This is a genomic window from Shinella sp. 838 (genome assembly GCF_029623935.1).
In the GTDB taxonomy this organism is placed as follows: Bacteria; Pseudomonadota; Alphaproteobacteria; order Rhizobiales; family Rhizobiaceae; genus Shinella.
In genome coordinates, this window is the sequence record NZ_JARSBQ010000001.1 from 1,271,969 (window position 1) to 1,285,070 (window position 13,102).

Consider the following 13,102-nt stretch of genomic DNA (forward strand, 5'->3'; position numbering starts at 1 on the left):
GCGCGTGGCCATGCTGTTTGCGCAACACAGCATCGCCGACTGCGCAGGGCCCTCATCAAACCCATTGGCAATTGCGTCTTATTTCCATATAGGATCGCCCGACTATAGATTCATGAGGTATGGGCGTGACTGCTACATTCGACAAGGTTGCCGACATCATTGCTGAGACGAGCGAGATCGATCGCGAGACGATCACGCCGGACAGCCACACGATCGACGATCTCGGCATCGACAGCCTCGACTTCCTCGACATCGTCTTTGCGATCGACAAGGAATTCGGCATCAAGATCCCGCTGGAACAGTGGACCCAGGACGTCAACGAGGGCAAGGTCGCGACGGAAGAGTACTTCGTCCTGAAGAACCTCTGCGCCAAGATCGACGAACTGCGGGCTGCCAAGGCCTGAGGCAACGGCGCCGGCCGGTTTGCGGCCGTGTTCCTGACGATCCCGGTGCTTGTGGTGCACGGCCTGCCGTTTCCGGCAGGCCTTTCGATTTCCGGAACCTGCCGGAGGTATCCCGATGCTGCTCGAATATTTCCAGATGATCGATCGCGTGGAGGCCGTTGACGGCGCGCGCCGCGTGTTGAAGGCCCGCTCGGTCGTGCCGGCGAAGAGCCCCGTTTTTGAAGGCCATTTTCCCGGCATGCCGCTCGTTCCGGGCGTGCTGCTCATCGAGACGATGGCGCAGGCCTCCGGCTTCCTCGTGCTGGCTGCGACGGATTTTGCCGCCATGCCCTTCCTGATGACCGTCGACGGCGCCAAGATGCGCACCTTCGTCGAGCCGGATGCCGTGCTCGACATCGAGGCGGCACTGGAGCATGACGGGTCGGGTTATGCCGTGACCAAGGCGAAGATCACGTCCTCGGGCAAGAAAGTCTGCGATGCGCAATTGAAGCTGCGCACCATGCCGTTTGCCGAGGTGCCGCTCGCCGATATCGTGCGCAAGCGCGCCGTCGAGGTGGGTTTGTTCGAGGCGCTCGAAGCGTCTGCGGAAGGGAAATGAGCATGGCGAACAACGATGTGGTCATCACGGGCGTCGGCATCGTCACCTGCCAGGGTGTCGGCGCCGCGGCGCATGTGGAAATCCTTGGTGGCGCGAGCGCGCCGGCGCTGAAGATCGAGACGGAGCGTTTTGCGCCCTATCCGGTGCATCCGATGCCCGAGATCGACTGGAACCAGCAGATCCCCAAGCGCGGCGACCAGCGCCAGATGGAGAACTGGCAGCGCCTCGGCGTCTTCACCGCCGGCCTCGCGCTCGACGATGCCGGTTTCAAGGACGATGCGGATGCCTGCGGCACGATGGATATGATCGTTGCGGCCGGCGGCGGCGAGCGCGACATCGCGGTCGATTCGCTGATCGTCGACGAAGGCCTCAAGCGCAATGACCGCGAGCATCTGCTCAACGAGAAGCTGACGACCGAACTGCGCCCGACACTCTTCCTTGCCCAGCTGTCCAACCTGCTCGCCGGCAATATCTCCATCGTGCACAAGGTCACCGGTTCCTCCCGCACCTTCATGGGCGAGGAGGCGGCTGGCATTTCCGCCATCGAGACCGCTTTCCACCGCATCCGCTCCGGCCAGTCGACGCATACGCTCGTCGGCAGTGCGCTGGTGGCCGAGCGGCAGGATGTCATCATGCTCTACGAGGCCATGCAGGCGCATGCGACGGGCGGCTGGACGCCGCTCTGGTCGCGCGATGAAGCGGCTGGCGGTGGCATCATCACTGGCACGGCCGCGGCCTTCCTCGTTCTGGAATCGCGTGCCCACGCCGAGGCGCGCGGTGCGCGCATCTATGCGACCATCGACGCCATCGGCGGCGATCGCGGCTCGCGGGACGAGGGCCGGCTGGAAGCCCGCCTCGAGCGCTTGGCCGACGGGGCTTCGGCCGGTGCCGAGACCTTGGTCTTCTCCGGCGCCTCCGGCCAGCACGGCCCGACGGCGCGTGAAAAGGCCTGGCTCGACACGCGTTTTGCCGGCAGCCCGGTGCGCGGCTTCAGCGCGGTCACCGGCCAGGCGCTGGAAGCGCAGTTTCCGCTTGGCCTTGCCATTGCGGCCCTGACGCTCGGCGCGGGTGTCAAGGTCGCGCCGTTCGATACGAAGGCCGAGACCGTGATGACCGAAGCGGCGAAAAGCGCCGTCGTCACCACGGTCGGCCATGCCCGCGGCGAAGGCGTCGCAATCCTTGTCGCAGAGAAGTAGGAGCCGGCCATGACGAATGCCGCTTACAGGGATCATCTCGGCCGCCCGATCGTCGCCGTCACCGGCATGGGCGTCATCACCTCGCTGGGGCAGGGCCTCAAGGACAACTGGACGGCGCTCGTCGGTGGGGTGTCCGGCATCCATGGCATCACGCGCTTCCCGGTGGACGGGCTCAACACCCGCATTTCCGGCACGGTGGATTTCATCGACCTGCCCGTCGAAAATCCGGTCGAGCGCTCCTACGCCTATGCCCGCGAGACGACGGACGAGGCACTGGCACAGGCCGGCCTTTCCGGCGAATTCGGCGGTCCGCTCTTCCTCGCCGCTCCCCCGATCGAACCGGACTGGCGCGACCGTTTTGCGCTCGCCGACCGCGCTCCGCCGTCCGAGCGTCCGGGCGATGCCTATGACCGCTTCCTTTCGGCCTTGCGCGAGAAGGCCGAACCTGCCCTGCATGAGGCCTGGGCCTTTGGCTCGATCTCCGAGCGGCTCGCGGATCGTTTCGGTACGCGCGGGCTGCCCGTCACGTTGTCTACCGCCTGTGCCTCCGGCGCCACTGCCATCCAGCTCGGCGTCGAGGCGATCCGCCAGGGCCGCACCGACCGGGCACTGACCGTTGGCACCGACGGCTCGGTGACCGCCGAGGCGCTGATCCGCTTTGCGCTTCTCTCCGCGCTTTCCACACAGAACGACCCGCCGACCAGGGCCTCAAAGCCCTTCAGCAAGGACCGCGATGGTTTCGTCATCGCCGAGGGCGCGGCGACGCTCGTGCTGGAATCGCTGGAATCGGCCATTGCCCGCGGCGCGAAGGTGCTCGGCATCCTCAAGGGGTGCGGCGAGAAGGCGGACCATTTCCACCGCACCCGTTCCTCGCCGGATGGCGGCCCCGCCATCGCGACGATCCGTGCTGCGCTGGAAGACGCCGGCATCGACGAGAGCGGCATCGGCTATATCAATGCCCACGGCACCTCGACGCCGGAAAACGACAAGATGGAGTATCTCTCCATGTCGACGGTCTTTGGCGACAAGCTGGCGAACATCCCGGTCTCCTCCAACAAGTCGATGATCGGCCATACGCTGACGGCGGCCGGCGCGGTCGAGGCGGTGTTCTCGATCCAGACCATGCTGACCGGGACCCTGCCGCCGACCATCAACTACACGAACCCCGACCCGGCGATCGTGCTCGACGTCGTGCCGAACGTGAAGCGCGATGCGCGCGTTTCCGCGGTCCTCTCCAACTCCTTCGGCTTCGGCGGCCAGAACGCCAGCCTCGTCATGACGGCCGAACCCGCCTGATAGGAATCTTGATATGCGCGCTCTCCAGCTTCTCGACGACCGCAAGCTTGAACTCACCGATATCCCGGAACCGGACGCTCCCGGCCCCGGCGAGGTGACGCTGCGCGTCAAGGCCGTTGCCCTCAACCATATCGACGTCTGGGGCTGGCGCGGCATGGCCTTTGCCAAGCGCAAGATGCCGCTGGTCATCGGCGCGGAAGCGGCCGGCGTCGTCGAAACGCTCGGCCCGGGCGTCTCCAACGTGCTGCCCGGCCAGCTCGTCTCGATCTATGGCGCGCGCACCTGCGGCCTCTGCAAGCCCTGCCGCGAAGGCCGCGACAATCTCTGCGAACATGTCGGCGGCGTACACGGCTTCCATCTGGACGGCTTCGCACAGGAGAAGGTGAACCTTCCCGCCCGCCTGCTCGTGCCGGCCCCGCCCGGTGTCGATGCGGTTGCGGCGGCACTCGCCCCCGTCACCTTCGGCACCGTCGAGCACATGCTGTTCGACAATGCCAAGCTTGAGCCCGGCGAGACGATCCTCGTGCATGCCGGCGGCTCCGGCATCGGCACGGCGGCGATCCAGCTTGCCAAGAAGATCGGCTGCACCGTCATCACGACCGTCGGTTCGAACGACAAGATCGAGAAGGCGAAGGCGCTCGGCGCGGATCATGTCATCAATTACCGCGAGGACCGTTTCGAGGGCGTCGTGCGCAAGCTGACGAAGAAGAAGGGCGTCGATGTCGTCTTCGAACATGTCGGCAAGGATACCTGGGCCGGCTCCATGCTCTGCATGAAGCGCGGCGGGCGGCTCGTCACCTGCGGCTCCACTTCAGGCGTCTCGACCGACCTGAACCTGATGATGCTCTTCCAGCAGCAATTGAAGCTGCTCGGCTCCTTCGGCTGCCGCATGGAGAACATGGCGAACGCCATGCAGAAGATGGCGCGCGGCCTCGTCCATCCGGTCATCGATACGGAAGTCACCTTCGACGGTATCGCGACGGCCCTGGAGCGCATGGAATCGCGCCAGATCTTCGGCAAGATCGTCCTGAAGCTGGATTGATACCGTGCGGATGATCGTCACACGCCTCGTCCTGGCGCTCAGGAAGTTCAAGCAATGGTCGGTGGCGCAGCTCGTCTTCGGCCTGCTCAGCCTCCTGAAGCTGCTGCCGGCAGACGGTGCGATCAATTTCGCCGATCGCGTGGCGCGCTGGATCGGGCCGAAGACGAAGCGCCACACGCTGACGCTCACCAATTTGCGCAATGCCTTTCCGGAGAAGCCCGAGGCCGAGATCGCTGAGATCGCGCTCGACGCCTGGGGAAACATGGGTCGGCTTGCGGCCGAATATGTTTTCCTCGACCGTCTCTTCGATTTCGATCCCGCGCGTCAAACGGCCGGCCGCATCGAGGTCTCGGGCATTCCGCTTTTCGTGGACCTGCGCGACAATCCGCGGCCCTTCATCGTCTTCACCGCCCATACCGGCAATTTCGAGCTGCTGCCGGTCGCCGGTGCCTCCTTCGGCCTCGACGTGACGGTGCTCTTCCGCCCGCCCAACAATCCTTACGTTGCCGACAAGGTTTTCGAGTTCCGCCGCGCCCGTATGGGCGATCTCGTGCCGTCCCATGCCGGCTCGTCCTTCACGCTTGCCCGCAAGCTGGAAGCGGGCGGTCCGGTTGGCGTGCTGGTCGACCAGAAGTTCAACAAGGGTCTGCACACGGAATTCTTCGGTCAGAAGGTGCAGACCAACCCGCTGCTGGCCAAGCTCGTGCGCCAGTTCAACTGCGAGGTCTATCCCGCGCGCTGCATCCGCCTGCCGGGCAACCGCTACCGGCTGGAACTGGAACCGGCGATGCACATTCCCCGCAGGGAAAACGGCTCCGTCGATGTGGATGCGACCGCACAGATGCTGAACGACAAGGTCGAGCAGTGGGTGCGGGAATATCCCGGCCAGTGGCTCTGGTATCATGACCGCTGGAATATCAAGCGCGGCCTTATTACTTGACTGCTTACTATTGTTTCTTTCAATCGCGATTTTGAACACGTTCAGTTTCGCGAAATATTCGACTTTCGTCGAATTTGGGGTTTGACATCCTCTCGTTCGCTGTTACCATTTTGCTAATGTAAGCGCTTTGGGCAGCATATTTGGAGGGGAACGATCAAAGCTGTATCTCATTTCTGAACATTTCAAATAGTGTAGTGATGCAATTGCTGTAATTTTCAGCAATTCGGGGAGCATGCATTGAAAGCTCTTGTAGAGTTGTTCTGGTTTAAGTATTCACAACTCCAGCATGCGGTGAAGACCGGAAACGAACGGCTCGTTTCCATGCTGGACAGGGAAATCGAACCGGCCCTGGCGGCCGTGTTGCAGAAGGAGGCGAGCGACGCCTCCGAGTTTCGCTCCCAATTCCAGTTCGTGGTGGATCTCCTTCGGGAAGAGGCGGATGACAAGGCCTGCGTGCTCCGGCAGGCGCATCATTTCAAGCTGCTGCTGGACCGGTATTTCGGAACGGAAGAGGGTGTCGCGCCGTTCCGGGTGGAGATGCTCGAAGCCGGGCGTCCCGTTTCCACGCCGCGCGTGGTGGAGGATGGACTGCTCAACGAGGCGATTCTCGACAGCCTTCCGGACCGCGTCGCCGTCATCACGACGGACTATCGTTATCTCTACTCCAATCCGCTCAATGCCGAGTGCTTCAGCGAAAAGCCCATCGATCTCGTCGGCCGGCATATCGTGGAGTTCATCGGCGTGCAGCGTTTCGAGAGCCGTGTGAAACGCAATCTCGATCACTGCTTTGCCGGGGACGTGGTGGAATACGACTATGTTTCCCCGCGCCGGGGGCAGGCGATCACGCGTTGCCGCATGACGCCGTGCCTGTCGGCGGCGGGTAATGTGCTCGGCGCCATCCTGGTTCTGCAGGAAACGGCGCAGCAGGGGCCGCTCGCCGCCTGAGCGGTCAGGAAGTAAGGCCGGTGCCCCGCAGCATGAACTGCTGCTCGAAGGCGATGTGGCGCCGGATCGATTCGAAGAAGCCGCGGAGCATGTAGCCCGCGGCTTCCGCGTTCACGGTGTCATCGCCGCTGCCGAGCCGGTTCAGCGTATCGGTCAGCTCTTCCGCAAAGCACTCGTCCTCGACATGCTCGAACTTCAGCCGGGCAATGGAATCGATCAGCTCCCGGTCGCCGGAGGCCTTACGCTCCAGGAGCGGAAACACCGCCTCTTCCTCGTAGCGGTGGATGCCGTTCACCAGCGGCATCAGCGATTTGGCCGCATACATGCACTTCTGCCGGTTGACGTTTGCCGGCAGGCTGTCGGCGATATCCTCCAGCGCTTCGCAGAGTGTCAGTTGCGCGCTATGGGCCTTTTTCAGCCAGTCCAGTGAAACGGCGTCCGTCGGGGTATCCGAAAGCAGCCGGGCGATCCCTGTATAGTCTGTCATGTCGTGTTCCCTCGGTTCGAGAGTGCCGCGAGCGTTTCGACGCGCGGCTGCGTCAACCTGTCCCTTGATGCCGCTGGCAACCGCGCTTCGCCTTGATCCATATCAAGGATGCTTCCGGCCGCATCTGCGAAGGCTCAGTCGAGCGCAAGGGCCGATTCCGCGAGGGAACCGGTGTTTGCGGGAAATTGACGAGTTGGGGGATGCCAACGATGAAATATGTAACGGAAACGATCGTCCTGGCCGTGGGGGCGTTCATCGCGCTGCTCGGCGCAGCCTTTGCTCAGGACAGGTTCTTCGAGGCCCACATGTGGGTTCTCTTCTTCGTGCTGCTCGCCAGCACGCTCTTCATGATCCGGCGCATCTCTTTCGCGCCGGCTGTCGCGGTCAAGTCCTCGCAGGACGACGAGGGCTACTTCGACGAGGTCGTCAAGTACGGCGTCATTGCGACGGTGTTCTGGGGCGTCGTCGGCTTCCTGGTCGGCGTCGTCGTGGCGCTGCAGCTGGCCTTCCCCGACCTCAACATCGAGCCCTGGCTGAATTTCGGCCGCACGCGCCCGCTGCACACATCCGCGGTGGTCTTTGCCTTTGGTGGCAATGCGCTGATTGCGACCTCCTTCTACGTGGTGCAGCGCACGTCGCGTGCCCGCCTCTTCGGCGGCAATCTCGGCTGGTTCGTGTTCTGGGGGTACCAGCTCTTCATCGTCATGGCCGCCACCGGCTACCTGCTCGGCATCACGCAGAGCCGGGAATATGCCGAGCCGGAATGGTATGTCGATATCTGGCTCACTATCGTCTGGGTCGCCTATCTGATCGCCTTCCTCGGCACGATCATGACGCGCAAGGAACCACATATCTATGTGGCGAACTGGTTCTTCCTGTCGTTCATCGTGACGATCGCCATGCTGCACATCGTCAACAACCTGGCCGTCCCGGTCTCGTTCCTCGGCGTGAAGAGCTACTCGGCCTTCTCCGGCGTGCAGGATGCGCTGACGCAGTGGTGGTACGGACACAACGCCGTGGGCTTCTTCCTGACGGCCGGCTTCCTCGGCATGATGTACTACTTCATCCCGAAGCAGGTGAACCGTCCGGTCTATTCCTACCGCCTGTCGATCATCCACTTCTGGGCCCTGATCTTCATGTATATCTGGGCCGGCCCGCACCACCTGCACTATACGGCGCTGCCGGACTGGGCGCAGACGCTCGGCATGGTCTTCTCGATCATGCTCTGGATGCCTTCCTGGGGCGGCATGATCAACGGCCTGATGACGCTGTCGGGCGCCTGGGACAAGATCCGCACCGATCCGATCGTGCGCATGATGGTCATGGCCGTCGCCTTCTACGGCATGGCGACCTTCGAAGGCCCGATGATGTCGATCAAGTCGGTCAACTCGCTCAGCCACTACACGGACTGGACCATCGGCCACGTGCATTCGGGCGCGCTCGGCTGGAACGGCCTCATCACCTTCGGCGCAATCTACTTCCTCGTGCCGAAGCTGTGGAAGCGCGAGCGGCTCTACTCGATCCGCATGGTCAACTGGCACTTCTGGCTGGCAACCCTCGGCATCGTCGTCTACGCCGCTGTCATGTGGGTCGCCGGCATCCAGCAGGGCCTGATGTGGCGCGAATACGACGAGCAGGGCTTCCTGGTCTACTCGTTCGCCGAAACGATCGCCGCCATGTTCCCCTACTACGTGCTGCGTGCTGCCGGCGGCGGGCTGTTCCTGCTGGGCGCACTCATCATGGCCTACAACGTGACCATGACAATCCTCGGTTACCAGCGCGACGAGGCCCCGATCCCGGGTGCCGCGCCGAAGCTGCAGCCGGCCGAATAGGAGGGACCCGATGTCCATTCTTGACAAACACGCGATCCTCGAGCGCAACGCGACGCTTCTCCTCGTCGGCTCGCTCTTCGTGGTCACCATCGGCGGCATCGTCGAGATCGCCCCGCTGTTCTACCTGGAAAACACCATCGAGAAGGTGGAGGGCATGCGGCCTTATTCGCCGCTGGAGCTCGCCGGCCGGGACATCTATGTTCGCGAGGGCTGTTACACCTGCCACAGCCAGATGATCCGTCCGTTCCGCGACGAGGTGGAGCGCTACGGGCATTATTCGCTGGCGGCGGAATCGATGTACGACCATCCGTTCCAGTGGGGTTCCAAGCGTACCGGTCCGGACCTTGCCCGCGTCGGCGACCGCTATTCGAACGAATGGCACGTCCAGCACCTGATCGAGCCGCGCTCGGTCGTGCCGGAATCGGTCATGCCGAGCTATTCCTTCCTCAAGGAAACGCCGCTGGAGGTGAAGAACGTCTCGATGCATCTCGAGGCCAACCGCGCCGTGGGCGTGCCGTACAGCGACGAGATGATCGCCAACGCTGCCGCCGACATCAAGGCGCAGGCCGACCCGAATGCCGACACGTCGGGCATCGAGGCCCGTTATCCGAAGGCCAAGCTCGGCGATTTCGATGGCGACCCGGCCAAGCTTACCGAAATGGATGCGCTCGTCGCCTATCTGCAGATGCTCGGCACGCTGGTGGACTTCTCCACCTATGACGATGCCAGCGGCTACCGCTGAGGAGGAAGCTCATGGAAACCTACACCGCCATGCGGCACTTCGCCGACAGCTGGGGACTGCTCGCCATGACGCTGTTCTTCCTCGCCGTCGTCGCCTTCACCCTTCGCCCCGGCGCCCGCAAGGCCGCCGAACGGGCCGCTGAAATCCCTCTCAAGGAGGACTGATCATGGCCGAGAAGCATATTGACGAAATCTCGGGCGTCGAAACCACCGGCCACGAATGGGACGGCATCCGTGAATTGAACAACCCGATGCCACGCTGGTGGGTCTGGTCGTTCTACGCGACGATCGTCTGGGCGATCGGCTATACGATCGCCTTTCCGGCCTGGCCGCTGATCTCCGATGCCACGACCGGCATGCTCGGCTGGTCGAGCCGCGCCAATGTTGCCATCGAACTTTCCGAGGCAAAACAGGCGCAGGCCGGCATGGTCGACCGCATCGCGAAATCGTCGCTGCAGGAGATCATGGCCGATCCGCAGCTCTCGCAGTTTGCGATTGCCGGCGGCGCCTCGGCCTTCAAGGTCAATTGCGCCCAGTGCCATGGTTCGGGCGCGGCCGGTGCCGCGGGTTTCCCCAACCTCAACGACGACGACTGGGTCTGGGGCGGCACGGTGGACGACATCTACCAGACGATCGCCCATGGCATCCGCCATCCGGGCGACGACGAGACCCGCATCTCGGACATGCCGGCCTATGGCGAAATCCTCCAGCCGGAGGAGATCAAGCAGGTCGCGGCCTATGTGGTCAGCCTGACGGGCACGCCGTCGGATGCCGGCCTCGTGGAACCCGGCAAGCAGATCTTCGCCGACAACTGCGCGGCCTGCCACGGCGAAGACGCCAAGGGCAACCGTGAAATGGGCGCCCCCGACCTTGCCGACGCCATCTGGCTGAAGGGCGAGGGCGAGGCCGCCATCGCCCAGCAGGTGCGTGCGCCGAAACATGGTGTCATGCCCGCCTGGCTTCCTCGTCTCGGCGATCCGTCCGTCAAGCAGCTTGCCGTCTTCGTACACTCGCTGGGCGGCGGCGAGTAGGCGGCCGGGATCACCAAACGACGAAGGCCGCGGTTTCCGCGGCCTTTTTTTGGTCAGGAGCTTGCCCGGCGGAACAGCCTTCAGGCGACGACCGTGTTCCGGCCCATCGATTTTGCCCGGTAGAGGTTGCGATCGGAGGCGGCGAGCGCCTCGACCGGATCAAAACGCGGCGCGCAGTGGAAGACGCCGATGCTGATGCCGAGCGCGATGCGCATACCTGCCGGCGCGCGGAGGTCGATTGCCTCCACCGCCTCGCGGATCGTCTGCGAATGGCCCAGCATGTGGTCGGGCGAGGCGGCGTCGAGGAAGACGGCGAACTCCTCGCCGCCCAGCCGGCCGATGAGGTCGTCCTCCCCCGAAAGCTTGCCCAAAAGCGCCCCGACGAGGCGCAGCGCCTCGTCACCCGCGGCGTGGCCGAAGCGGTCGTTGACGGACTTGAAGTGGTCGAGGTCGAGGAAGAGCAGGCCGCCGGAGCGGCCATTGCGGCTGCGGGCTTCAAGTTCGGCCAGAAAGGTCGCGCGGTTGAGCACGCCCGTCAGCGCGTCGCGCTGCGCCTGGTGTTTCAGACGGGCATAGGCCTCGGCAAGCTGGTCCTTTGCACTGGCGAGGGCGGCATTGGCGGCGCGCAGCCGGTCCGCCTGGTAAAAATGCAGGATCGAGACGGGAATGGAGATGGCGATCGGACAGACGATGGTCATGACGAGGCCGGCGCCCGCCACCTGGCCACCCATGAGCGGCACGAAGGCGAAGCTGATGGCGAGGGATGCCAGCGTCGAGAGAATGCCGACCGTCAATGCCTTGCCGAGGATTTTGTACATGGAAAAAGCCCGCGTCCGTATTGATCGCGGGCCCTGACTAGGAGCGTCTTATTGAGAAAGCCTGAATTCCTTCGGTAAAAGGCATCCGGCCGTTCACATTGACGTTACGGCAGGCAAATCACTGGTCGGACCAGACCGCGAGCTCGTAGCCGTCGGGGTCGGTGAACTGGAAGCGCCGGCCGCCGGGAAAGTCGAAGATCGGCTTGACGATCGCTCCGCCCGCCGCCGTCACCCGTGCCAACACCTCTTCCAGCGCATCGGCAAAGAGGATGACGAGCGGGCCGCCTTTGGCGCTGACCGGGGCAAGCGTCGTGAAGCCGCCGGTGAGGCGGCCGTCCTGGAACTCGCAGTACTGCGGGCCGTAGTCGGTGAAGGTCCAGCCGAAGGCCGCGCCGTAGAAGGCCTTGCTTGCCGCGATATCCGCGACGTTGAACTCGATGTAGTCGATCTTGCGATCTGCGCCTCTGGTGCTCATTCCTGTCCGTCCTTTTCTTCCATCAGTCTCGCCAGCGTTTCGAGATCACGCGCCACATGGGCCGCGTCCCGCTTGAAGGCTGCGTCGTCCATATCCGGTTGCCGCAGCAACAGGAACATCACCTCCGTACCATCGCCGTTCGGCGCGACGCGCAGCGCATTGTCCACCACCCGCCCGTCCGGCAGCGTCACCCGATGGTCGACGATGCCGAAATCGTTCGGCGGGGCGAAGCGCACCCGCACATCGCCGATCGGCCCGCCGACGGCGATCCAGTCTTCGCCGTCGCGCGTCAGCCCGGCGGCAAGGCCCGAGGCCCAGAGCGGCATGTTTTCCGGCCGGGCGGCAAAGGCGTGCACCGCACGCCAGTCACACCGGATGGTGCGGTGGATGATACGAGCGGGCAGGGTGGTCATCGGTTTCTCCATTCGGCGCCACGATACGCGGTCCCTTGCCGAAGTCTTGAACAAAACGGACATGTCAGACGCGCATCTGCCTCTGGATCTCGCCGGGCGTCAGGCTGGTCAATGCCAGCACGTCCCGGTTCATGTGCGCCTGGTCGGCAAAGCCCGTGTCGGCGGCAAGGCCGGCGAGGGAGGTGCCCGGCCCGGCGACCCGGTCGAGCAGGCTCTGCAATCTGAGGATACGGGCCAACGCCTTCGGCCCGTAGCCGAACTCGGCGACGCTGATTCGCCGGAGCGTGCGCGTCGTCACGCCGATTTCGGCGGCGATGACCTCCGGAGGCCGACGAGCGCTCAGTGCATACAGGGCCGCTGCATCGGGCCGCAGGTCGGGAATTTCTCCCATGCCGGTGGCGAAAATCGCCTGGAGCAGCCGCAGTCTCTGCCGGGGGCCAGAAGTTGCAAGCAGGCGCTCGTGCTGGGTGACCAGCCCGTGCAGGCCGATGTCGGCAAGGGGCACGACCTTGCCGATCAGCGCGTCGAGATCGCAGCGCAAGAGGTGGCGGGCGATGCCGGGGCGCAGGCGCAACCCGAGAATCGTCTCGCCCGGCCGGAGTTTTGGAAAGGCGGCGGTACGATCAGGCCCGGCAACGCGAAAACCCTGTTCCGTCCACAACAGGTCGACGCAGCCATCCGGCACGACAGCAATGCGTGCGGCCGGCGGGTTTTCGGGCGCACGATGCATCCAGGCGCAGCGAATGACGGCCGAGAGCGCGTCCGCAGGTGCGTATTCGCGGTAGTCGCCGTAGCGCTTGGCCAGGATGGTGCCCGTCATTGTCCGTCCTCTGTGCGGCAACCCGCCACGCCCTGCTATGTCCAAAACTTGACGTAGATCAACG

General features: G+C 64.0%; 16 protein-coding genes. 11 read left to right on the forward strand and 5 right to left on the reverse strand.

The window, feature by feature from the left end; all coding sequences use genetic code 11:
* Positions 1–119: 119 nt before the first annotated feature.
* The 7 genes from P9A16_RS06005 to P9A16_RS06035 all read left to right on the forward strand — a co-directional run bounded on the left by P9A16_RS06005 (position 120) and on the right by P9A16_RS06035 (position 6,421).
* On the forward strand, positions 120–404 hold the full coding sequence (locus P9A16_RS06005; RefSeq protein ID WP_088016464.1) for an acyl carrier protein: 285 nt from the start codon (positions 120–122) through the stop codon (positions 402–404).
* 115 nt (positions 405–519) lie between these two features.
* Positions 520–1,002 carry a 3-hydroxyacyl-ACP dehydratase FabZ family protein gene (locus P9A16_RS06010; protein WP_023515662.1) on the forward strand — a complete coding sequence of 161 codons (483 nt, stop codon included), beginning with the start codon at positions 520–522 and terminating at the stop codon, positions 1,000–1,002.
* Positions 999–2,198 (forward strand): beta-ketoacyl-ACP synthase, encoded by a 1,200-nt coding sequence (locus tag P9A16_RS06015; RefSeq protein WP_023515661.1) that lies wholly within the window; start codon positions 999–1,001, stop codon positions 2,196–2,198. The genes P9A16_RS06010 and P9A16_RS06015 overlap by 4 nt, the downstream gene beginning before the upstream one ends.
* A gap of 9 nt (positions 2,199–2,207) precedes the next feature.
* Positions 2,208–3,494 carry a beta-ketoacyl-ACP synthase gene (locus P9A16_RS06020; RefSeq protein ID WP_023515660.1) on the forward strand — a complete coding sequence of 429 codons (1,287 nt, stop codon included), beginning with the start codon at positions 2,208–2,210 and terminating at the stop codon, positions 3,492–3,494.
* Positions 3,495–3,507: 13 nt separating this feature from the next.
* Positions 3,508–4,536, forward strand: a complete 1,029-nt coding sequence (locus tag P9A16_RS06025) for a zinc-binding dehydrogenase (protein ID WP_023515659.1) — start codon at positions 3,508–3,510, stop codon at positions 4,534–4,536.
* A 10-nt stretch (positions 4,537–4,546) separates the two neighbouring features.
* Positions 4,547–5,476 (forward strand): lipid A biosynthesis lauroyl acyltransferase, encoded by a 930-nt coding sequence (locus P9A16_RS06030; protein WP_024270884.1) that lies wholly within the window; start codon positions 4,547–4,549, stop codon positions 5,474–5,476.
* A gap of 237 nt (positions 5,477–5,713) precedes the next feature.
* Positions 5,714–6,421: a PAS domain-containing protein gene (locus P9A16_RS06035; protein WP_024270885.1), complete on the forward strand. Its 708-nt coding sequence runs from the start codon at positions 5,714–5,716 to the stop codon at positions 6,419–6,421.
* Between the two features lie 4 nt (positions 6,422–6,425).
* Here the strand turns inward: P9A16_RS06035 and P9A16_RS06040 are convergent, their stop codons facing one another.
* Entirely contained in the window at positions 6,426–6,908 is a 483-nt protein-coding gene (locus P9A16_RS06040) for a hemerythrin domain-containing protein (protein WP_023514170.1), read from the reverse strand.
* Positions 6,909–7,117: 209 nt separating this feature from the next.
* Between P9A16_RS06040 and ccoN the strand changes: the two genes are divergently transcribed.
* From ccoN to ccoP, 4 genes are read left to right on the forward strand one after another with little or no spacing between them, the layout of a single operon-like run.
* Positions 7,118–8,740 carry a cytochrome-c oxidase, cbb3-type subunit I gene (ccoN, locus tag P9A16_RS06045; protein WP_024270886.1) on the forward strand — a complete coding sequence of 541 codons (1,623 nt, stop codon included), beginning with the start codon at positions 7,118–7,120 and terminating at the stop codon, positions 8,738–8,740.
* Between the two features lie 10 nt (positions 8,741–8,750).
* Positions 8,751–9,482, forward strand: coding sequence for a cytochrome-c oxidase, cbb3-type subunit II (gene ccoO / locus P9A16_RS06050; RefSeq protein WP_023513313.1), 732 nt, complete (start codon positions 8,751–8,753; stop codon positions 9,480–9,482).
* An 11-nt stretch (positions 9,483–9,493) separates the two neighbouring features.
* On the forward strand, positions 9,494–9,646 hold the full coding sequence (locus P9A16_RS06055) for a CcoQ/FixQ family Cbb3-type cytochrome c oxidase assembly chaperone (protein ID WP_023513312.1): 153 nt from the start codon (positions 9,494–9,496) through the stop codon (positions 9,644–9,646).
* A gap of 2 nt (positions 9,647–9,648) precedes the next feature.
* On the forward strand, positions 9,649–10,512 hold the full coding sequence (gene ccoP / locus P9A16_RS06060; protein WP_023513311.1) for a cytochrome-c oxidase, cbb3-type subunit III: 864 nt from the start codon (positions 9,649–9,651) through the stop codon (positions 10,510–10,512).
* An 80-nt stretch (positions 10,513–10,592) separates the two neighbouring features.
* Here ccoP and P9A16_RS06065 read toward each other — a convergent pair whose 3' ends face one another.
* The 4 genes from P9A16_RS06065 to P9A16_RS06080 all read right to left on the reverse strand — a co-directional run bounded on the left by P9A16_RS06065 (position 10,593) and on the right by P9A16_RS06080 (position 13,038).
* Positions 10,593–11,330 carry a GGDEF domain-containing protein gene (locus P9A16_RS06065; RefSeq protein ID WP_023513310.1) on the reverse strand — a complete coding sequence of 246 codons (738 nt, stop codon included), beginning with the start codon at positions 11,328–11,330 and terminating at the stop codon, positions 10,593–10,595.
* A gap of 118 nt (positions 11,331–11,448) precedes the next feature.
* Positions 11,449–11,805, reverse strand: a complete 357-nt coding sequence (locus tag P9A16_RS06070) for a VOC family protein (protein ID WP_023513309.1) — start codon at positions 11,803–11,805, stop codon at positions 11,449–11,451.
* Positions 11,802–12,218: a hypothetical protein gene (locus tag P9A16_RS06075; RefSeq protein ID WP_023513308.1), complete on the reverse strand. Its 417-nt coding sequence runs from the start codon at positions 12,216–12,218 to the stop codon at positions 11,802–11,804. The genes P9A16_RS06070 and P9A16_RS06075 overlap by 4 nt, the downstream gene beginning before the upstream one ends.
* A 64-nt stretch (positions 12,219–12,282) precedes the next feature.
* Positions 12,283–13,038 (reverse strand): helix-turn-helix domain-containing protein, encoded by a 756-nt coding sequence (locus tag P9A16_RS06080; RefSeq protein ID WP_023513307.1) that lies wholly within the window; start codon positions 13,036–13,038, stop codon positions 12,283–12,285.
* Between the last annotated feature and the right edge of the window lie 64 nt (positions 13,039–13,102).

Excerpts from the sequence above, each read along its gene's own strand:
- P9A16_RS06015 (WP_023515661.1), top strand. The coding sequence starts at position 999 with ATGAGCATGGCGAACAACGATGTGGTCATCACGGGCGTCGGCATCGTC.
- ccoO (WP_023513313.1), top strand. The coding sequence starts at position 8,751 with ATGTCCATTCTTGACAAACACGCGATCCTCGAGCGCAACGCGACGCTT.
- P9A16_RS06040 (WP_023514170.1), bottom strand. The coding sequence starts at position 6,908 with ATGACAGACTATACAGGGATCGCCCGGCTGCTTTCGGATACCCCGACG.
- P9A16_RS06025 (WP_023515659.1), top strand. The coding sequence starts at position 3,508 with ATGCGCGCTCTCCAGCTTCTCGACGACCGCAAGCTTGAACTCACCGAT.
- P9A16_RS06065 (WP_023513310.1), bottom strand. The coding sequence starts at position 11,330 with ATGTACAAAATCCTCGGCAAGGCATTGACGGTCGGCATTCTCTCGACG.
- P9A16_RS06070 (WP_023513309.1), bottom strand. The coding sequence starts at position 11,805 with ATGAGCACCAGAGGCGCAGATCGCAAGATCGACTACATCGAGTTCAAC.
- P9A16_RS06030 (WP_024270884.1), top strand. The coding sequence starts at position 4,547 with ATGATCGTCACACGCCTCGTCCTGGCGCTCAGGAAGTTCAAGCAATGG.
- ccoP (WP_023513311.1), top strand. The coding sequence starts at position 9,649 with ATGGCCGAGAAGCATATTGACGAAATCTCGGGCGTCGAAACCACCGGC.
- P9A16_RS06020 (WP_023515660.1), top strand. The coding sequence starts at position 2,208 with ATGACGAATGCCGCTTACAGGGATCATCTCGGCCGCCCGATCGTCGCC.
- P9A16_RS06075 (WP_023513308.1), bottom strand. The coding sequence starts at position 12,218 with ATGACCACCCTGCCCGCTCGTATCATCCACCGCACCATCCGGTGTGAC.
- P9A16_RS06010 (WP_023515662.1), top strand. The coding sequence starts at position 520 with ATGCTGCTCGAATATTTCCAGATGATCGATCGCGTGGAGGCCGTTGAC.
- P9A16_RS06005 (WP_088016464.1), top strand. The coding sequence starts at position 120 with ATGGGCGTGACTGCTACATTCGACAAGGTTGCCGACATCATTGCTGAG.
- P9A16_RS06055 (WP_023513312.1), top strand. The coding sequence starts at position 9,494 with ATGGAAACCTACACCGCCATGCGGCACTTCGCCGACAGCTGGGGACTG.
- P9A16_RS06080 (WP_023513307.1), bottom strand. The coding sequence starts at position 13,038 with ATGACGGGCACCATCCTGGCCAAGCGCTACGGCGACTACCGCGAATAC.
- ccoN (WP_024270886.1), top strand. The coding sequence starts at position 7,118 with ATGAAATATGTAACGGAAACGATCGTCCTGGCCGTGGGGGCGTTCATC.